Annotated in this window: 20 protein-coding genes; 4 read left to right on the top strand and 16 right to left on the bottom strand. The window is 39.3% G+C overall.

The window, feature by feature from the left end; all coding sequences use genetic code 11:
* The 8 genes from CLV81_RS07745 to CLV81_RS07710 form a co-directional block, all read right to left on the bottom strand.
* Window positions 1-321, bottom strand: a complete 321-nt coding sequence (locus CLV81_RS07745) for an Hpt domain-containing protein (protein WP_106144450.1) — start codon at window positions 319-321, stop codon at window positions 1-3.
* Complete coding sequence (locus CLV81_RS07740) at window positions 302-1,369, bottom strand: sensor histidine kinase (RefSeq protein WP_106144449.1); 1,068 nt, start codon at window positions 1,367-1,369, stop codon at window positions 302-304. The genes CLV81_RS07745 and CLV81_RS07740 overlap by 20 nt, the downstream gene beginning before the upstream one ends.
* A complete protein-coding gene (locus CLV81_RS07735; protein ID WP_106144448.1) occupies window positions 1,370-2,497 on the bottom strand; it encodes an FIST signal transduction protein in 1,128 nt (375 codons plus the stop codon).
* Complete coding sequence (locus tag CLV81_RS07730; RefSeq protein ID WP_106144944.1) at window positions 2,494-4,878, bottom strand: PAS domain-containing sensor histidine kinase; 2,385 nt, start codon at window positions 4,876-4,878, stop codon at window positions 2,494-2,496. Before CLV81_RS07730 ends, CLV81_RS07735 begins: the two co-directional genes overlap by 4 nt.
* The gene (locus CLV81_RS07725) at window positions 4,871-5,413 is read right to left on the bottom strand and encodes a heme NO-binding domain-containing protein (RefSeq protein ID WP_106144447.1); all 543 of its coding nucleotides are present in this window, start codon (window positions 5,411-5,413) and stop codon (window positions 4,871-4,873) included. Before CLV81_RS07725 ends, CLV81_RS07730 begins: the two co-directional genes overlap by 8 nt.
* Before the next feature lie 77 nt (window positions 5,414-5,490).
* Complete coding sequence (locus CLV81_RS07720; RefSeq protein ID WP_106144446.1) at window positions 5,491-5,889, bottom strand: response regulator; 399 nt, start codon at window positions 5,887-5,889, stop codon at window positions 5,491-5,493.
* Between the two features lie 110 nt (window positions 5,890-5,999).
* Complete coding sequence (locus CLV81_RS07715) at window positions 6,000-6,359, bottom strand: MmcQ/YjbR family DNA-binding protein (protein WP_106144445.1); 360 nt, start codon at window positions 6,357-6,359, stop codon at window positions 6,000-6,002.
* A complete protein-coding gene (locus CLV81_RS07710) occupies window positions 6,359-6,760 on the bottom strand; it encodes a Dabb family protein (protein ID WP_106144444.1) in 402 nt (133 codons plus the stop codon). The genes CLV81_RS07715 and CLV81_RS07710 overlap by 1 nt, the downstream gene beginning before the upstream one ends.
* A 186-nt stretch (window positions 6,761-6,946) precedes the next feature.
* On the opposite strand from CLV81_RS07710, the gene CLV81_RS07705 reads away from it, so the two are divergent.
* The gene (locus CLV81_RS07705; RefSeq protein WP_158259097.1) at window positions 6,947-8,476 is read left to right on the top strand and encodes a serine hydrolase domain-containing protein; all 1,530 of its coding nucleotides are present in this window, start codon (window positions 6,947-6,949) and stop codon (window positions 8,474-8,476) included.
* 16 nt (window positions 8,477-8,492) lie between these two features.
* On the opposite strand, the gene CLV81_RS07700 is transcribed toward CLV81_RS07705, so the two are convergent.
* Genes CLV81_RS07700 through CLV81_RS07670 form a run of 7 tightly spaced genes read right to left on the bottom strand, consistent with a single transcriptional unit; the run spans window position 8,493 to window position 13,136 of the window.
* On the bottom strand, window positions 8,493-9,116 hold the full coding sequence (locus CLV81_RS07700) for a DUF4230 domain-containing protein (protein ID WP_106144442.1): 624 nt from the start codon (window positions 9,114-9,116) through the stop codon (window positions 8,493-8,495).
* Window positions 9,109-9,471 carry a DUF4260 domain-containing protein gene (locus tag CLV81_RS07695; protein WP_106144441.1) on the bottom strand — a complete coding sequence of 121 codons (363 nt, stop codon included), beginning with the start codon at window positions 9,469-9,471 and terminating at the stop codon, window positions 9,109-9,111. The genes CLV81_RS07700 and CLV81_RS07695 overlap by 8 nt, the downstream gene beginning before the upstream one ends.
* The gene (locus CLV81_RS07690; protein WP_106144440.1) at window positions 9,468-10,220 is read right to left on the bottom strand and encodes a cyclase family protein; all 753 of its coding nucleotides are present in this window, start codon (window positions 10,218-10,220) and stop codon (window positions 9,468-9,470) included. The genes CLV81_RS07695 and CLV81_RS07690 overlap by 4 nt, the downstream gene beginning before the upstream one ends.
* Entirely contained in the window at window positions 10,217-11,353 is a 1,137-nt protein-coding gene (gene hemW / locus CLV81_RS07685; protein ID WP_106144439.1) for a radical SAM family heme chaperone HemW, read from the bottom strand. The genes CLV81_RS07690 and hemW overlap by 4 nt, the downstream gene beginning before the upstream one ends.
* Window positions 11,353-12,102 carry a DUF3667 domain-containing protein gene (locus CLV81_RS07680; RefSeq protein ID WP_106144438.1) on the bottom strand — a complete coding sequence of 250 codons (750 nt, stop codon included), beginning with the start codon at window positions 12,100-12,102 and terminating at the stop codon, window positions 11,353-11,355. Before CLV81_RS07680 ends, hemW begins: the two co-directional genes overlap by 1 nt.
* Window positions 12,103-12,106: 4 nt before the next feature.
* Complete coding sequence (ruvC, locus tag CLV81_RS07675; RefSeq protein ID WP_106144437.1) at window positions 12,107-12,658, bottom strand: crossover junction endodeoxyribonuclease RuvC; 552 nt, start codon at window positions 12,656-12,658, stop codon at window positions 12,107-12,109.
* Between the two features lies 1 nt (window position 12,659).
* Window positions 12,660-13,136 carry a hypothetical protein gene (locus tag CLV81_RS07670; RefSeq protein ID WP_106144436.1) on the bottom strand — a complete coding sequence of 159 codons (477 nt, stop codon included), beginning with the start codon at window positions 13,134-13,136 and terminating at the stop codon, window positions 12,660-12,662.
* A gap of 113 nt (window positions 13,137-13,249) precedes the next feature.
* Between CLV81_RS07670 and CLV81_RS07665 the strand changes: the two genes are divergently transcribed.
* Window positions 13,250-13,762, top strand: a complete 513-nt coding sequence (locus CLV81_RS07665; protein WP_106144435.1) for a DUF456 domain-containing protein — start codon at window positions 13,250-13,252, stop codon at window positions 13,760-13,762.
* Here the strand turns inward: CLV81_RS07665 and CLV81_RS07660 are convergent.
* Window positions 13,759-14,316 (bottom strand): nitroreductase family protein, encoded by a 558-nt coding sequence (locus CLV81_RS07660; RefSeq protein ID WP_106144434.1) that lies wholly within the window; start codon window positions 14,314-14,316, stop codon window positions 13,759-13,761. The two genes, CLV81_RS07665 and CLV81_RS07660, sit on opposite strands and share 4 nt — an antisense overlap.
* A gap of 212 nt (window positions 14,317-14,528) precedes the next feature.
* Between CLV81_RS07660 and dinB the strand changes: the two genes are divergently transcribed.
* Together dinB and CLV81_RS07650 are read left to right on the top strand one after the other, a co-directional pair.
* Window positions 14,529-15,743, top strand: a complete 1,215-nt coding sequence (dinB, locus tag CLV81_RS07655) for a DNA polymerase IV (protein ID WP_106144433.1) — start codon at window positions 14,529-14,531, stop codon at window positions 15,741-15,743.
* A gap of 51 nt (window positions 15,744-15,794) precedes the next feature.
* Window positions 15,795-18,812, top strand: coding sequence for a DNA polymerase III subunit alpha (locus CLV81_RS07650; RefSeq protein WP_106144432.1), 3,018 nt, complete (start codon window positions 15,795-15,797; stop codon window positions 18,810-18,812).
* Window positions 18,813-18,843: the final 31 nt, after the last annotated feature.

The raw sequence follows: 18,843 nt of genomic DNA, 5'->3' as shown, positions 1-18,843 counted from the left end.
TTACGCAATTTTTAATACAAACTGTTCCACTGTTTTTAGAACCTCATGGAATTGGCCTTGTAGCTTCGTGTCTCCATATTTTAGGTCTTCTTCATACTTTATTGCCAATCTATAGCCCTCCTGAAGCCCTAAAATTCCCAATTTGTGCTTTATTTTATGTACAATCTTGGCAGATTCATCCAGGTTTTGCGACTCCAAATTTTCCATGTACTCGTCTTTTTCCTTAGGGAATTCTGTTTGTATGATATTCAAGAATTTCTTCTCAAACTCTTCATTCCCTCCAGAAATTTCTTTGATATAGTCAAGATTGGGGTGTTCCATAGTCTACGTCTTTGTTAATTGTGAAGAAAAATGTTGTTCCACTGCCTTCTTCAGAGGACAACCATATATCTCCTTTATAATAGTTAATGATTTTCTTTACCAGAGCCAACCCGATGCCTGTGGCATCCGAATTGTTTTCCAACTTTCGGAACATATCAAAGATTCCGTTTTGTAAATGTTCAGGAATTCCTTTGCCATTGTCTGTTACACTGAACATCCATTTTCCCTTTTCTTCCTTCACATCAATTACAATAAGACCCGACTTGTTTCCTTCAACCGCGGCCACTGCATTTGTAATTACATTTTTGAACAATTGCTCCATTCGGTACTTCCCGGTGTAAAGTCTGGGAAGCATTCTACTTTTCTTAATATGCACGTATTCCGGAACAAAAATGGTATCCTCAATTTCTTCTACCAATTCATATAAATCGACCAAAATAGGCTGCTCCTGCAGTGAATCTATGGTGGAGTGTTTGAGAATTCCATCAATTAGACTATCCATTTTAGTCAGGTTTTGAAATATGAGTTCCACATTCGCCTGGCTTTGGGCATCGAACTGCTCCTTGCCTTCCTCAAAAACCCAACTCACCAATGAATGTACATTACGGATAGGTGATTTTAGATCATGGGATACCATATGGGCATAGTTGTTCAAGGATTCATTTTGTTGCTCCAGATTTTGCAACAGCACATCTTTTTCTGCGGTTATAGTAACCAGTTTTTGTGCCTGTTGTTCAATATCCTCGACCAACTTTAGCGGGTCAAAACTCATGGCATTGGCACTCCCGTTTTGGTGTTGCACATCAGCAACGGCCTTACTAAGCGATTTTAAGACCTTCCTTTGGGTCTCCGCTTCTTTGTTCAATCGTTCGTTTGCTTCAAAAAGCTCAAGTGAACTCAGTGAAGTAGCCCGTTGAATCATGGTAATTTTTTCGTCAAAATTGGAATACGAGTCACTGATGGCATTGAAAAATGCATCCAAAGATGGATTCTGTTTTAAATCTTCGGGTAGGTGTTTTCGTATTTGTCTTTTTAACAAAGAATGCATTTATTCGCTCAATAATGTTAATGTCATGGTTTGATTGTGCAACTGGCATTGATTGCTATCTGTAAATGGAGACATTTCACCATAGGAATAAAAACCTGCTATGGTTGCATCTGGCCCAATTACCTCAGCCACTTCTTCAATTTCTTCCTCGGTTCTTTGGTCCATGACCAGCTTTCTTCCTACACAACTGACTAAAAGAGCCAGTTCAGGCTCCTTTTTTCTTTGCTTCATTGCCATACATGCAGCTTTTGCCGCACCTTGCGCTATATCATCAACAGTAGACATCATGAGCTGAACTTTAGAGTTTACCGGTGCATCCCCAGCCAAAACCATGGAATTTTTCTCCTCATCTATAGTAAGTATAGTTCTAACCAAAGGTTCTGAACCGGGTTTGTCTTGAACAGTCAAAGGATACAAAAGTGCAGCTTGTGGAAGTTGCTTGGCCTTATCACCTAGGTACTTCTTGTACAAATCCAGTGCAGGTTTACCATCAATTTCATAGAGCACATTCCCTTCCGACTTTGTGATTACACGCTCCGGGCCAAAAGGGGTCCAGCCACCGTAATTGGCGTAAGAAACTTCCAAATCAGAACCGTAAAATCCAACGGCAATGACCTCCCCCTGTTTTGGATTCTCATTATGAGAGGCCAAGGTTTTTTCAAAGCGGGCGCCGTCCCCACAGAGACCTCCAGTGATTGATGCCTGAAAGTCTTCGGCATTCTCCAATCCTTTAATCAATCCACTCCCATTCACAAAACTTCCATCTGAAACCACAAATACGTGTTGCAAGCGTTCTTTGTCAAATTCTTCTGTTATGGATTCTCCCATTTCCTGAATGCTTGCATAATCCGACACGTTTTTGTTCACTACTTCAAAGCTTGTTTTCTCAAACTCAATGGCTGTAAGTGTTATGCTATTCTCATACACATTGGTGGAAAGAATTTCTCCAGAAGTGGAGCCAAATACCAAATTTCCATTAGGATACATTTGGCGCACCTCTTCATAAATATTTTCGTCTTCCAACATATTACGGTCACCAAATATTAGCACCAAAGGAGTATCGACCTCTTCTTTTTGGGTAAATCGCCAATCGGAATGGGCGGTTTTTATTGCCTGTTGTATTTTCATTTTTTCTGGTTTTTTGGATTTTTAGTCAAAGTGAAGTAGAATGTGGTTCCCTCTCCGATTTCACTGTCTAGCCACACTTTGCCCTCATATCGGTCTATTATCTTTTTTACTATGGAAAGGCCTATTCCGGTAGAGCGCTCTTGGTTTCCAATAGATTGGAAAATCTGGAATATCTTTTCATGGTATTCTTCAGGAATGCCTACACCATTATCCTTTACACTGAATTCCCAATATCTCTCGGTCTCTTTAAAATCAATTTCAATGATGCCCTTAGGTTTGTCTATATTCACCGCGGCATTGCTTAAAAAGTTTTGGAACAGTTGGTGAATTTTGGTTTTATCCGCCTTGATTATCGGTAGCTTTTGGGCAATATTGATGGTAACATTTTCAGGAATGTAGATTATCTCCGCTATTTCCTTGATGACCTCATTGACATCCACCTCGGTACTGTCAAATACATCACTGTTTACAGTTGAATACTTCAAGATACCTGTAATGAGCTTGTCCATACCCTCGATCTTCTCCTGCATCATCTTTAGGTTGTAGCTCCCCGTCTCGTCCAATTTGTCCTTATAGTCCTCATAGAGCCAAGTGGCTAAGGCACTTACGCTACGTAATGGGGATTTCAAATCGTGCGAAACAATATGGGCGTACTCTTGAAGGCCTTTATTACTGGCTTCCAATTCCTCCAAGAGACTTTCTTTTTGAAGCTCAAGATTTTTCTGTTCTGTGATATCCAAGTGGATTCCAATAGATCCTACCACATTGCCAAAATCATCATACTTTGGCGCTCCGCTTATCAACCAAAAACGTTTCTCCCCAGTTTTGGTAAGTACTGCCACTTCATATGAGTCTGATATCCCTTGTTTTCTTTTTCTATTGTGAATCTCTAGTTTTTCACGGTCCTCTTCCACCATGTTGACCACTTCAACCGCGTTTTTGCCCATAAGCTCCATTGGGGTGTACCCCACCATGTCGCAGAAGCTTTGGTTTACCATTAGTATGTTATCCTCATCGTCTACCTCAACAAGTCCCAAGTTCATGTTGGCAATTATGCTCCCATATTTTTCTTTTTGGGCTTCGAGGTTCTTTCGATAGTTTTTCCTGAGGGTAACATCTTGGTAGCTCCAAAGGTGTCCTTGATACTCGCCATTGCTGAACAAGGGGATGTAATCACGTTCAAAGGTCCTCCCATCCAAAAGCTCCATCTCGTCCGAAGTGACCACTTCTTTCTTGTCCAAAACATAATCAATACGGCGTATCGCCATTTCAGATTCCGAGAACAGATGCTTGTATTTATCAATTGATTTCTTACTGTCTATACCTTTTAGTTTTTCAGGTGATAGAGGTATTCCAAAGAGATCACAGAATTTCTGATTGGCCAAGACAATTTTTCTGTCTTGGTCCTCCAACAGTATTCCCGTTTGTAGGTTCTTAATCAACTTTGCCAATCTTTCTTCAGAGGCTCTTAGTTTCTCTTCAGATTTTTTTTCCTGTGTAATGTCCTCAATCATGGCCACACTATAAGTAACCTCTCCATTTTCATCCACTATAGAGCTTATTGAAGTTTTACCGAATAATTTCCCTCCACTTTTCATGAAAAACTTTCGGATAACGGCAAACTTCTTTAGGTCGTCTCCATTTTTGTTTTGGGTAAGGTTCTCATACAGATTACTATCCTCCAACGAAGAAATTTCATCCAAAGTTCTATTGATTAATTCTTCCTCGGAGAATTCCAATAAATCAATAAATGAGCGATTCGCTTTCACAATTTTGTTTTTGACTATAAGCAGAATCCCCAAAGGAGAGTTTTCAACTATAATATCTTGTTGCTTTTTTTGCTGATGCAACAATTTTTTTATTTCCATTTCCTGGGTAATGTCCCGAATGACTCCCTGAGCTGCTATCGGTCTTCCTTCTTTGTCATAAATAAGGCTGGCATTTATGTTCACATGTTTCTCTTTGCCATCTTTCACAAAGATTCTTGCGGAATAATTCTTCAAGATTCCAACCTGAAGCAATGTTTGAAATGATTCTGCGGTATATTCCACATAGTCTTTGTGTACCAATCCAGAGAGGTAGACCTCTTTTTCTGTATGATCAAAACCAAGAAATTCCTTGGCCGAAGTATTCATGTTGATGACCTTGGTGTCCAAGCCCATTACCACGTATGGATCAATGATATTTATAAAATCGTTATTAATTGAATTACCCTGCTGTTTATTCAACAATGTTTCCAAACGACCATTGGCTTCCCTCAAATGAAGGGATGCATCATAGAGTTCCTTTGCTTTTTGTTCCAAAAGGTTTTCTGCTGCCTTACGAGCTTTTTTCTCTCGTTCAACGGCCCTTTTAAGCATGGAAGTTTCATTTCTATCCATTTTGGACAATTGCAAATTTGACCTCAGTTCCATTTTCATTGAGTAATTTGTATTCTACTTTAACCATTTTTTCAAAGTGTTCAAAGGTCTTCACGATGAGTCCATGCGCTAGGGCATAAAGTCCTCGGGAAGAACTGTAAATCATTTCTAGGGTGTTGTCAGTTTTGGAAAGAATCTTGAATTGTGGAAGTTCAGCATCTGGATAAAGCTTTCTTACATGTATGTGGATATGATCCTCGATACAGCAAAGGAGAGCCAGGGGAGTTTTGTAGCTGGAAACCACTTCGGGATGTGCTTGAGCCAAACCCGTGAATAGATAATGCCCAAAAGAGTACAATAAATCATTTATGGAAATATTGGTCTCTTTGCTCAATTCGGTAAGCAAGGCCACCATCTCATTAAAATCATAGGTTCCGACAGAAGTATAGGCTCCACTTGAGGGAAGGTCACTGTTTTCTATAATGGTGTCCACTACGTGCAATCCAAAAGTGGATTCCACCATTTCCAAAAACTCGGTAAATACAATTCCTTTCATAATAAAGAATATTATGATTTAAAAGTAGGAATTGGACTACTTAGTCTAAAAAGAATGTTGTGAAATGCGGATTTTTGTTAGGCTTTGATCAATTCACTGATTTCCCAGTACTCAAAAACACGTTTTAGTTTTGCTTCGTAATCCTCATATTTGAGCGGCTTGATAATGTAACCTGCTATACCAATCTCGAAGCATTTTAATAAATCGACCCTATTTTCGGATGTGGTCAATATAATGGTGGGTAAGTATTTAAGCTTCTCATCTGCTTTTAAAACAGAAAGGAATTCTGTACCACTCATACGCGGCATGTTCAAATCCAATAAAATAATGTCTGGTAGATTCCCTTGTTTTAAAATATCCAAGGCCTCCTCGCCATTTTTAGCTTCAATTATTTTATGCTTGGATTGAAACTTAGAAATAGCTCTTTGCATTTTCATGGTCTCGATCATATCGTCTTCAATGAACAGAACATTCATGGTACTTTTCTTTAGGTTACAAATGTTTGAAATAAAGTTAAGAAAAAGACTACAAAAAGGTTAACCCAAATAAAACTATCGACGAGTGGCAAAAACCCTTCGATGAATTATTAAGGCATATTTTGCATTTGTTCACGAATTGTTTTGGGCAATTTGGAAACGACTAGGTCGTAGGAATGGTCCACAAGTTCAATAATCAAGTTTGGAGGGAGACTATCGAGCAGTAGGGTATTCCAATGTTTTTTGCTCATGTGATACCCTGGAATAATAAGTCCTTCATATTCCTCTCGTAGTTCCAAGGCCCTATCTGGGTCACACTTTAAATTACATTGGGATGGAAGTCTTTCCAAAGCGACCAGAGCAAACATCTTGCCCATCACTTTAAAAACCAAAGTGGATTCATCAAAGGGAAACTCTTCTGTAACTCCTTTTTTATTGAGGCAATAGCTTCTAAACGATTCTACATCCATTACTTAAGACCATAAGAATCATAGACCACCACTTTATCCCATAGGTCCTTGCATTCTTCAATGAACAACAAATGGGCTTCTTCTTTCTGATATCCTTCCTGGGATTCTGCAGAATCAAACGTTACAATAAGTGAATACGTAAACGAATCATCCACTACTTCCCTAGTGGATTTTGGAGGCACACCTATAAAGTTGGTTTTTGCGAATTTGGAATCCCTTAAAAACTTCTTCAAGGAAGCTTCAAATCTATTCCTTCCATCTGCGTCATCTGGGTTTTTAAACCAAAAGTATACGGTATGGGCAAAAGCCGGGTCAAAAGTCAATACTTCTTTTTCGGATTGGGAAAAGCCATTTATGGTTAGGAACCCAAAAATCAAAATCGCAATATGTGTTGTTTTCATTATACAGCCAAATCAAACTATTAGTATTTTATGAGTATGATCAAAGTTGCTTCAATCAAATAAGATATTCATTATAACTTGGAAATATTTTTTAAAGATACCGTAACAAAAAGAAATTATCGAACTCTATTAAACGCTATGATTAGCGTTTTAAAATTTTATTGCTTCCCAAAATTTAGACCGACCATGTATAGGTTTCCAATCGTTTCACTAATCCTGTTATTTACTATTGGATGTTCCAACACCGAAAGTGAGCCAATTAAACCCAAAGAAAAGTTTTCGGAAGAACTGTCCCTACTACAGGAATATTTTCAAATACCAGGTTTGAGTGTACTGATTAAAAAAGGAGATGAGATTATTTATGAAGATTATTCAGGGATGGCAGACATTGATTTGAAGATTCCCGTGGATTCGGTTACCACTATTCAAATGGCGTCACTAACCAAAATGTTTTCTGGTATCACGATAATGCAATTGGTTGAAGAGGAAAAGATATCGTTGGATGAACCCATCAACACATACATTGACAACCAGAGTTTGGGTGACTCTATTCAAATAAAGCACGTCCTTTCACATACCTCTCAAGGTATTCCTGGAAAACACTTCTACTATAACAATACTCGATTTATGATGCTTGAGGATGTCATCGCAAAGGCCACAGGAAAAGATTTCAAAACTAATATTTATGAAAGAATCATAAATCCTCTTAAACTGATGAACACCTATTTATTGAAAGATTCTGTTCAGGTGGTATTTGAGAAAAGAAAAGTGGCACAACCCTATTTCTTGGGTGGGGAACCGGTTGAGGGATATATGGAACGAAAAGCTTATCCTGGCTTTATAGATTATGGGTATTCTGCCGCCGCTGGAATATCATCTACTGTTTACGATCTGTCCATACTAAGCACGGCTTTGGATAACAATATCCTATTGACCAAAACCTCCAGAGACAAAATGTTCACTCCATTTGGTAGTGGAAATCCGTATGGCCTTGGGGTCTTTACACAGGAGTTTTTGAATGAGCAACTCGTATGGGGCTACGGACAATACGACTGCTATTCCAGTTTGTTCTTAAAAGTGCCCAAGAAAGACTTGACATTCATTATTGCTGCAAACAACAATTTAATGAGCGATCCGGCCAGATTGATTGCCGGTGATGTCACCTATTCTCTATTTGCACTCAGCTTTTTAAAAAATTATGTCTTTAAACTAAGTGATGTTCCACTTTTAGAGGACCAATCTACACTTCCTGCCATAAAAGAAAGGTTGACGGAAAACAACCACGAGTTATACAGAAAAAAGTTGTTAGCGCAATCCTTGGCTGCAACTTTTATGTATCGCTACGCCAAAGAGGAAGGTGAACTTAGCAAACAATTGTTGGGTCAAACATTTGATTTATTTGAAGACTACAAAGAATATGGAGACTTGGTTCTTATGCGAAATTTGTTCATGCGCAAATCGATGGATGCATTTCGCGGTAAACAAGAATTCAAAGATTTTGACATTCAGTTCAAAGCACTGGGGCAAAAAGTATTGAAGCATGATGAGGACAATCCTTACGCCAATTATTACATGGCAAACTACTTTGAAATAAAACAGCAACAGGACAGTAGTCTATATCATTACAGAAAAATTGCAGAGGCCAAAAACTTCTCCCCTTGGTGGTATACCATGGAAGCCCAAAGATGGCTTAAAGAAAATCAAAATAATCAATGATTTTTAGTTTCTACAGCTAAGAATCCAAAAACTTTTGGTCCTTTTCAGAGATTTCCAATGTTGAGTAATCCAAAGTCCAACCTATTGTCTCTACAATCTTCTCTACTACAAGAACGGCTTGCAAGGCTTCTTTCTTCGCCGTGTCCATTAAACCACTATCAGGTATCTTTTGTTTAATATGTTCTTTCGCTTCCACATTCAGCTTGGTAAGATCATCTGGCGAAAAACTGTTGAAAAGACCATTCTTAATATCATAAAATTGAAGGTCCGGTTCTATGGACAGTATTTCGGGTTCGGGAAAATCGTTCAGTATAATTTTCTTTTTTTCATTATTGGCTGACAGCTTCAACTTTTTGAGGTCATATCCAATATGGGCTTTAGCCTTTACGATTATCAGCGCTTTTTTCTTGCTACTGAATAGATTCATAAAACTTTCCTTGGTATTCTCATAGTGATAGATTTCAGCAAAATCACCTTCTACCGAAACCAATTTGCAAACGCTTTTAATCTTATCCAATAAAACTGTGGATTGCTTTTCGGTGAGCTCTTTATTCTGTTTTTTTCTGAACAACGAGAACAACCAGTACATTAGGATGCCTCCTAAAATTAAGCCCAATATGGAATCGATAAGGTTATCCATGTTTTTTTCCTATTTCACCGAGATGGGTAAATCTAAACCCTTTTTCATACTTGAGTCCATAACCAAACATCCTATCCATTGCGATATGTGAAAATAAAATAATTCCTATTAGTTCTGTTTCTGGAACATATAAGTGGCTTACTCCAATAAAGTAAAGAAGTATGGCCAATCCTCTATGATGAAAAATGTTATAAGTAAATGCGCCTACCCTGTTTCCAAAAATATAACCAAGCATTCCAATATCTGGTGCCAATAACAATGCAAAGAACCACCACCATGGTAAATCCATTTGCATGAAAAGAAAATATCCCAGTAAGAACATCATCAACTCTTCTAGCTTAAGTACGGTTTTCATGTTTCTAAAATTTTAAATAGAACTGGTCTACTCGGTGCAGCGTCATTCTCAAAAGGTGCCACCTGCAAGTTGAGCCAGTACATTCCATCTTCAATGGTATTGGGAACATAAATCAACTCTGTTATTGTAGCATCCGAACGTTCCTCTCCACCTATGTTCCAAAATGCCTTGTGCGATGCCAGTTGTCCTCCGTCCCGCTCTTTGTCCACCGAAGGAAGATCCACAAGAAGATGTTTTACATCATGGTCCACCAAAAAATGGATAGCCTCTTCCAAGAGATACGCTGGATTTGTATTGGAATAATCCTTGGACCTTTTAGCCTCAACATTTGGAATAGTCCTAATAATAAGGGCTTCCGTACTTTTGTCGTCCAATACATATTCCAGTTGCTTGGCCGAAATCGCAAAATCATCTCCTATTTTTTCAGGAGCAACCGTCACCAATTTGGCCCAAAAAAAATAATTGTTCAAATGTCTATTCACGGAATGCACCTCTCTGGTAATATGACCCGAGCATTCTGTATGGGTCACATGCGAATGGGGGTTGAAGTGTACCATATTAAAATTGACACTACCTCCTTCGGCAACTTTTCCAATGAATCCTTCTGTTTTGACGGGTTCAATGATCGGTGGTTCCAAATACCAGGCATTGACATTGTCTTTACCCCCTACAAGCGGAATGGAAATGTCAATAGGATTTGCTAAATCGATTTGATACTGGGTTGAGCCTCGTGTAATTGTGGCAATCATATTACCAAATTAACCATAAATAGGTCCGAAGCAATTCCATCCGCCAAAAACTTCCCTTTTTTGGTAACCAACAGCCTATCTCCATCCAGATACAAAAGGTGTTCCTTAATGTGTTTATCAGACTGCATCTGAAGGTAAGCCAGGTGCTGCTTTCCAAAATCACGTTCAACCTTTTCAAGGGAAACTCCCCAAATGGTTCTCAGACCCGTCATAACATACTCGTTGTATTGGTCCGTAACTGAAAGCTCTTCCCTTTCAATTGGCAACTTGTTTTCTTCAATGGCCTTAATGTATTTGATGTTGTTTCTAACATTCCAACTTCGTGTGGAACCATCAAAAGAGTGGGCTGAGGGACCAATTCCCAAATAGGATTTTCCTTTCCAGTAGGAAGAATTGTTTTTGGAGAAAAAATTGGGTTTACCAAAATTGGAGATTTCATAATTGACATAATCTTCGCCCTCCAATGTTTCCAGAAGAATATGAAATTGCTCTTCTGCCTGTTCATCATCCACATTGGGAACCAGACCTTTTTCTATGAATTTTTTAAGTGCAGTTTTGGGTTCAACCGTCAAAGCATAGGACGATATATGCGGTAGTTCCAAATCCAAAGCTTTTTGAATGTTTTCCCTCCAACGCTTATGGTCCATTCCTGGAATTCCATATATCAAATCAATGGAAATATTGTTGAAATATTTTCTTGCCTCCACAAGACAATCAATAGCTTGTCTAGCATTGTGCGCTCGGTTCATCAATTTTAGGTCTTCCTCAAAAAAGGATTGGATTCCAATACTTAACCTATTTATCGGACTCTCTGACAATTCCTTCAAAACGGACTTTGACAAATCATCTGGATTGGCTTCCAAAGTAATTTCAGGATTATCCACAACCTTAAAATGGTCGTAGATGCAATATATTAAGGTGTTCTGTTCATCAGCAGACAAGAGTGAAGGGGTTCCACCCCCAAAATAGATGGTTTCGACCATCTCGTTGCCAAGTTCATTTTTCCTAAGTTCCACTTCTTTAACCAAAGCATTGAGCATGGCACTTTTTGTACGCGTTTGGGTAGAAAAGTGAAAATCACAGTAATGACATGCCTGTTTGCAATAAGGGATATGGATGTAGATTCCGGACATCAGACTTGTTTAATCATTACTATAAAATAGGAAATGTTCAGTGCTAAGAACAAATAACCTGCGTATGCCATCGAAAATGCTAAAAAAGACTTCAGTACTACCTTCAATTTTTGTTTTTGAAAAAACGATACAATAGCATAAACGAAATAGGCACACATAACCATTAGTGCCAAATATTGAACAGCGGGATTGGCGTACTTTATGAATACTAAATTAAGAGTGGCAAGCAGCGAATAAAAACCATTCAGATAAAAGGAAATAGCTACATATTCTGCCAGTGTATATTGCTTTCTGAAAAAGAGTTTCAAAAATATCGCCATAGTAAAAACAAGAATCAACGCCATGGATTTGATGTTTTCGAACATGTATTCCCTAGCTCTGGAAAACAGCTCCAAATCAATTCTAGGTAAATTGGACACAACAGCAACTTCCATATAATCTTCAAATTGGATAACCCATTTGATAAAGAGATATGTTAGAGTAAACAGAACAAAGAACGAAATGGGCTTGTAGTATTTTTTTCGTTTTCCGGCAAGATATTCCCTGAACAAAAATCCAGGATTCGAAATCAGCTTTCCAAGAGTTACAGGAAGTGGAGCCCCAATGGAAAACAAAATATTGGTAAAGTCATGAAAGGTTTCTTTGAATGTTACCCTCCCAATCGATGTTCTTTGTCCGCAGACCTTACAAAATGAGCCTTCCGCCCGCTCGCCACAGTTTTTACAAGAAATTGGGCCAGAATCTACCACAAGTTTACTTTATGCGTTCCTTATTTTGTTTTACAAACGCTTCCCACCCAGTATATCGGGTCGCACTGTCTATTCTCCCTTCATTATAAAAATGGCAAACTGCAGCTGCAAGACCATCCGTACTGTCCAAATTTTTGGGTAAGGTTTTCAGCTTGAGCATACTTTGAAGCATTTTGGCCACTTGCTCCTTGCTTGCGTTTCCATTTCCAGTTATGGCCATTTTAATTTTCTTGGGCATATATTCGGTAATGGGAATTTGCCGGGAAAGTCCGGCTGCCATCGCAACACCTTGGGCCCTTCCCAATTTTAGCATGGATTGTACATTTTTCCCATAAAAGGGAGCTTCAATGGCTATTTCATCAGGATGAAAGGTATCTATGAGTTCAATGGTCCTTTCGAAAATGAGTTTAAGTTTAATATAGGGGTCGTCATACTTCCTCAGCATCAACTCGTTCATCTGCACAAAATGCATTTGTTTGTTCATGACCTTAATTATGCCAAAACCCATGACCGTGGTACCGGGGTCTATCCCTAAAATGATTTTTTCCTTGCTCAAATCACTGGGTGTTAAGTATAATAGGCAGTCTAAAACGTACGCTTACAGGAATGCCTTGTTTTATGGCTGGAGCCACTGTTGTCAAGTCATTCAATCTTCGGGTAACTTCTGAGTTAAAATTTTCAATTTCCTTCAGAACTTTAGCTTTTTCCTCCACATTTTGGATAGTAATGAATCCATGTTCATCGATTAAAAAGTCAATCAAAACTGTGTCGTTCAGGTCATTTTTAACTTCAAATTCCATATCCTCCAAAGCTTTGTTCAATTGGGTCATCATTGTATCTTCAAAACATGCACGTTGTTCAGGTTTAAGCATATCTTCTCTACAAGCATCGAACAAGGGGTACTGGTCGACGTCGTCCCAATCAATTTGTAAGAGCTTTTCTTCAACCAACTTTTGAGTGGCTTCTTCCTTGGAAACAAAAAAGTCACAAGCGGTAAGTAACCCAAAAAATGATATCCATATCAACTTCCGCATGTACCTTTAAATTTCATCGAAATTACAATTTTAAATATTTACTCTACAATTTAGTATTGATAGTGAATGTAACAATTTGACCCTAACTTTGTCTTATCCCATAAACCCTAAAGATGGATATTGTTTTACTGGTTCTTGGTTTTATTTTGATGCTGGTTGGAATACTTGGCAGTTTTCTGCCTGTCCTCCCTGGCCCTCCGTTGAGTTGGGTTGGGCTTTTGCTTTTATATCTTACCAAGGCAATTCCAGATGATTGGTGGCTACTGGGTATCACTTTAGTGATAGCATTGACGGTAACCATATTGGATTATGTAATTCCTGCAGCGGGCACCAAAAAGTTTGGGGGCAGTAAGGCCGGAATGTGGGGCAGCATTATCGGATTGCTTGTCGCTATATTCTTCCCTATTCTTGGGCCTTTCGGTATTATCATCTGGCCTTTTGTTGGAGCTCTGGTAGGTGAACTTTCCAACAAATCTGATAACAAAACAGCCTTAAAAGCGGCATTCGGTTCTTTTATTGGGTTTTTGACCGGCACCTTTTTAAAGTTCCTAATCGCCGTGATTTATTTTGGACTCTTTATCTGGAAAGCAGTTGAGTACTCCGGAGAGATTTTCACATTCTCCTAATCGAACCACTCCACTTTTTCCTCTATCGGGTTTCTGGGAGAGACATCAACCTTATCATCATAATGACCCATATAGAAGAATCCAAGGCATTTTTCGCCTTCGTTCAAATCAAAAAACTCATCCATATACTGTATCAATCCCGGTGAACTCCAATACGAGCCAATGCCCAGTTCGGTGCAGCATAGCCACATATTTTGTACTGCCATTGCCGTAGCGGCCAATTCTTCCCATTCAGGTAGACTCTCGGCCGGGTCTCGCTGCATGCAAATGGCAATTACCGCTGCGGAACGATTTGGATTCTCCTGTAACTTTTTAATTTTTATCTGTTTGGGTTTGGAGTCGACTTCCTGATACTTTTCTGAAAGAAAAACACCCAACGCTTTCTTTTTTTCACCTTGCAGTACCTTAAATCGCCAAGGTTCTGTCTTTCTGTGGGTAGGCGCCCAATTGGCAGCTTCCAAAATCTTGGCTATGGTTTCTTTTTCAATCGGTGTATCGTTATACTGAACTGGAAATATACTTCTTCGCTTCTGGATGAGTTCAAAAATGTCCATGAATAATTTTTACACAAAGGTACTAACAAAAAAAGCCTCCCATAAGGAAAGCCTTTCAATGATCTGCATCAATGGATGCATCACAACACAACTGTCCAAAGATATAAAGGTTTTTTGATAAACGATACTTCATCGTACATGTGTTTTACTTTTTTTGGATTATTTCCATAATTATGGAATTATTCCTTATATTGTCCTCCTTCAACTGAACAATGAAAAAGACCATTCTACACTTGGATTTGGATACATTTTATGTATCTGTAGAGCGCATTATCAATACAGAGCTTAAAAATAAGCCCTTATTGGTGGGTGGCACCAGTGACCGCGGCGTAGTTGCCGCTTGCAGTTACGAAACGAGAGGGTTCGGTATACACTCTGGCATGCCCATGAAAATGGCCAAAGAGCTTTGTCCAGAGGCCGTAGTCATACGTGGTAACGCAGGCACTTATAGTAAGTATTCCGATGTGGTCACCGAAATCATCAAAGAGCATGTTCCACTTTTTGAAAAATCGAGTATTGATGAGTTTTATGCTGATTTATCCGGAATGGACCGCTTTTTTGGGTGTTATCGATATGCTTCGGAAATGCGGAAAAGAATCATTCATGAAACCGGATTGCCCATCTCTTTTGGACTATCTGTCAATAAAGTGGTTTCCAAAGTAGCGACCAATGAGGCCAAACCCAACAACCAGCTTAAGATAGATTTTGGACGCGAAAAGCCTTTTCTTGCACCCCTGTCCATTAAAAAAATTCCTATGGTCGGCGATAAAACCTATCAAACACTAAGAAATTTAGGCATACGCAAGGTGCAAACCATACAAGAAATGCCCATGGATATCATGCAGCGGGTTTTAGGAGCCAATGGTGCTGTAATATGGAAACGTGCCAATGGCATAGACCATACTCCGGTCATTCCCTTTCACGACCGCAAATCAATATCCACAGAACGCACTTTTGATAGGGATACCATTGATGTCAACAAACTCAAGGGCATATTGATTGCAATGACAGAAAACTTGGCCTACCAACTTCGCCGAGGTGACAAGCTCACCGCTTGTATTGCAGTGAAGATTAGGTATTCAGATTTCAACACCTATTCCAAGCAATTACGAATTCCCTATACGAGTGCAGACCATATTCTTATCTCCAAGATTCTGGAACTATTTCAAAGTCTGTATAATAAAAGAATGTTGGTGCGCTTGGTTGGTATCCGATTCAGCCATCTTGTATCGGGAAATTATCAAATCAACCTATTTGAGGATACCGAAGAAACCCTGAATCTTTATCAAGCCATGGATTATGTCCGAAAGCGTTTTGGCGACCGAAGTGTTTTTAGGGCATCGACTATGGGAGCAAAAACCATTGGCAGAATGCACAATCCTTTTAATGGATTGCCGCCGGTGGTTTTGGCCCATAGAAAACAATAAGTCATCTAGAAAACTTTGGCACTTGTTATTTGGAATTTGAGATTTTGACCATTGTATCTAAACTGTCACACATACTATAGCATGCGTTTCGGAACCTTCTCCGAAATTGAATTGTTACAATTGGCCCAACAAAACCATGTGACCCAATTAGTGTTGACGGACATTAACAACACCTCTGCCTGTTTGAATTTTGTTCGGAAGGCTCCCGAATTTAACGTTAGCCCCATACTTGGTATCGATTTTAGGAATGGTGTGAAACCCTGTTTTGTGGGCATCGCCAAAAACAACGAAGGCTATTTGGAGCTCAATGATTTTTTGTCCCATCATCTTCACCATGAATTAGAGATTCCTACAAAAGCCCCCATTTTCAAAGAAGTCTTTGTGGTATATCCTTTTGAACAAGTTCTTTTGAATGAATTACAAGATTTTGGAGATAATGAATTCATCGGCATTTCCCTAAACAATCTTCGAAAACTTCCTTTCTCTGGATTGATGGAATTTAAGGACAAGCTAGTGGCACAACAACCGGTGACTTTCAGAAACAAACAGGATTTCAATGCACATCGGTTGCTAAGAGCTATTGACAATAACGTACTGTTGAGCAAACTTCCAAAAGAAGAGGAAGCAGAGGAAGATGAAAAAATGTATCCCATTCAAAATTTGGCAATCGCTTTTTCCGAATACCCCTTCATTTTGGAAAACACAGAACGCCTATTGAATCAATGTAGTATCCATTTTGACTTTTCAAAAGGGCGAAAGCCCCAGAACTTGAAAAGCTATACAGGCAGCATTAAAGAAGATGAAAAATTGATAGAAAAATTATGCTACGAAGGACTTCCCTACCGCTACGAAAAAATAGATGCTCCCATAAAGAGTCGCTTAAAAAAAGAGCTGGAACTCATCAAAAAAATGGGATTCGTCTCATATTTCCTAATCAACTGGGACATTGTTTCAGAAGCACACCGCAGGGGTTTTTATTATATCGGCAGAGGGAGCGGCGCCAACAGTATTGTAGCCTACTTGTTGAGAATTACCGACGTAGACCCCATGGAGCTAGACCTCTATTTTGAGCGCTTCATTAATCTATATCGTGCCAATCCCCCCGATTTTGATATTGATTTTTCCTGGAAAGACCGCCCTACCATGACCCAATATATTTTTGAACGGTTTAATCATGTAGCACTTTTGGGCACCTATGTTACTTTTAAAGAGCGAGGTGTTATCCGTGAATTGGGAAAGGTATTTGGACTTCCTCCGCAAGAAATTGATGTTTTGATAGAGGGACGCTACAACCCATCAAAACTGGATGGGGTCTCTAAACTTGTCCTTAAATATGGTAGACTCCTCAAAGGGAAACCCAATTATTTAAGTATTCATGCGGGTGGTATTCTCATCAGTGAAAAACCATTACATTGGTTTTCAGCCACCCATCTTCCCCCAAAAGGATTCCCAACCACTCAGTATGATATGGTGATTGCTGAAGATGTGGGGCTTTACAAGTTTGACATTTTGGGTCAAAGAGGATTGGGTAAAATCAAAGAGGCTTTGGAGATTGTCGCTTATAACCAACCCAAGGAGTTTGACAAAGTCGATATCCATAACATCAAGGGCTTTAAAAAGGATCTTGCCATAAATAACCTCATCAAAACGGCACAGTGCATGGGATGTTTTTATGTGGAATCCCCTGCAATGCGAATGTTGCTCAAAAAATTGGAAGTCGACAATTACCTGGGATTGGTTGCAGCGAGTTCCATCATTCGTCCAGGGGTCGCCAAAAGTGGTATGATGCGGGAATACATCTTAAGACATCGAAACGAAGGTCGTGCCGAAGAAAAAGCCCATCCCGTGATGTTGGATATTATGCCCGACACCTATGGTGTGATGGTATACCAAGAGGACGTGATTAAGGTAGCCCACCATTTTGCTGATTTAGATTTAGGAGAAGCCGATGTGCTACGTCGGGGGATGAGTGGAAAATTTCGTTCGCGTGAAGAATTCCAGAAAGTAAAGGACAAGTTCATTTCCAACTGTAGAAAAAAGGAGTATCCCGACACCTTAATTTTTGAGATTTGGAACCAAGTGGCCAGTTTTGCAGGCTATGCCTTCGCCAAGGGTCATTCAGCTTCCTATGCTGTGGAAAGCTATCAGAGTTTGTTTCTCAGAGCCTACTTCCCCTTGGAATATATGGTGGCCGTGCTCAACAACGGTGGTGGCTTTTACCGCTCGGAATTCTATATCCATGATGCCCGAATGCTGGGAGCTACAATACATCCTCCTTGTATCAATAATAGTATGGCCGTAAATCGGATTGAAGGGAAGCATATTTATTTGGGCATGATGTATCTGCGTGATTTGGAAAAACGGGTCATGGAACGTATCATCCTTGAACGATTCCATAATGGGAACTTCAGTTCACTGGAAGATTTTTTGGACCGGGTTTTTATTTCTGTGGAACAACTTTCCATTCTGATTCGCATTGATGCTTTTCGATTTACAGGTGTCAATAAACATGAACTACTGTGGAAAACCCATTTAATGCTATCCAAAAATGACCGTCTGGAGCATCCTAAATTATTTCCACCTAAACATCAAAAGTTTCAGATTCCCCAACTAAATACAACAAGCTTGGAAACTGCTTTTGAACAATTGGAACTCTTGGGGTTTTGTCTGTGCAGTCCTTTTGATTTATTGGCAGAGCCTCCTAAAAACTCCAACGGGCAACGCGATTTGCAACACTATCTGAACAAAAACATCGACATTTATGGCTATTTGGTGACCGTAAAAAACACAAGCACACACACTGGAAAGCGGATGCACTTTGCTACTCTGGTAGATCAGCATGGGGAAGTATTCGACACCGTACTCTTCCCTCCTGTAGCAGCCAAATATTATTTCAGGGGAAAAGGAATCTATCGTTTTTATGGTAAAGTCGTGGAAGAGTTTGGATTTCTGAGTATTGAAGTGATAAAAATGAAGAAAGAGGATTACATCCCAGACCCTCGCTATGCCGATATGAAGACCAGCAAAAAGCTGCTTAATACAAAATCAAACAGCGAGCTTAAGGAATGATATCGATAATGCGTATTTTCACTATATCATA

This window comes from Flagellimonas meridianipacifica (assembly GCF_003001695.1).
GTDB lineage: Bacteria > Bacteroidota > Bacteroidia > Flavobacteriales > Flavobacteriaceae > Flagellimonas > Flagellimonas meridianipacifica.
This window is presented reverse-complemented; position numbering and strand designations above follow the sequence as displayed.

Excerpts from the sequence above, each read along its gene's own strand:
- CLV81_RS07745 (WP_106144450.1), bottom strand. The coding sequence starts at position 321 with ATGGAACACCCCAATCTTGACTATATCAAAGAAATTTCTGGAGGGAAT.
- CLV81_RS07740 (WP_106144449.1), bottom strand. The coding sequence starts at position 1,369 with ATGCATTCTTTGTTAAAAAGACAAATACGAAAACACCTACCCGAAGAT.
- CLV81_RS07735 (WP_106144448.1), bottom strand. The coding sequence starts at position 2,497 with ATGAAAATACAACAGGCAATAAAAACCGCCCATTCCGATTGGCGATTT.
- CLV81_RS07730 (WP_106144944.1), bottom strand. The coding sequence starts at position 4,878 with ATGGATAGAAATGAAACTTCCATGCTTAAAAGGGCCGTTGAACGAGAG.
- CLV81_RS07725 (WP_106144447.1), bottom strand. The coding sequence starts at position 5,413 with ATGAAAGGAATTGTATTTACCGAGTTTTTGGAAATGGTGGAATCCACT.
- CLV81_RS07720 (WP_106144446.1), bottom strand. The coding sequence starts at position 5,889 with ATGAATGTTCTGTTCATTGAAGACGATATGATCGAGACCATGAAAATG.
- CLV81_RS07715 (WP_106144445.1), bottom strand. The coding sequence starts at position 6,359 with ATGGATGTAGAATCGTTTAGAAGCTATTGCCTCAATAAAAAAGGAGTT.
- CLV81_RS07710 (WP_106144444.1), bottom strand. The coding sequence starts at position 6,760 with ATGAAAACAACACATATTGCGATTTTGATTTTTGGGTTCCTAACCATA.
- CLV81_RS07705 (WP_158259097.1), top strand. The coding sequence starts at position 6,947 with ATGTATAGGTTTCCAATCGTTTCACTAATCCTGTTATTTACTATTGGA.
- CLV81_RS07700 (WP_106144442.1), bottom strand. The coding sequence starts at position 9,116 with ATGGATAACCTTATCGATTCCATATTGGGCTTAATTTTAGGAGGCATC.
- CLV81_RS07695 (WP_106144441.1), bottom strand. The coding sequence starts at position 9,471 with ATGAAAACCGTACTTAAGCTAGAAGAGTTGATGATGTTCTTACTGGGA.
- CLV81_RS07690 (WP_106144440.1), bottom strand. The coding sequence starts at position 10,220 with ATGATTGCCACAATTACACGAGGCTCAACCCAGTATCAAATCGATTTA.
- hemW (WP_106144439.1), bottom strand. The coding sequence starts at position 11,353 with ATGTCCGGAATCTACATCCATATCCCTTATTGCAAACAGGCATGTCAT.
- CLV81_RS07670 (WP_106144436.1), bottom strand. The coding sequence starts at position 13,136 with ATGCGGAAGTTGATATGGATATCATTTTTTGGGTTACTTACCGCTTGT.
- CLV81_RS07665 (WP_106144435.1), top strand. The coding sequence starts at position 13,250 with ATGGATATTGTTTTACTGGTTCTTGGTTTTATTTTGATGCTGGTTGGA.
- CLV81_RS07660 (WP_106144434.1), bottom strand. The coding sequence starts at position 14,316 with ATGGACATTTTTGAACTCATCCAGAAGCGAAGAAGTATATTTCCAGTT.
- dinB (WP_106144433.1), top strand. The coding sequence starts at position 14,529 with ATGAAAAAGACCATTCTACACTTGGATTTGGATACATTTTATGTATCT.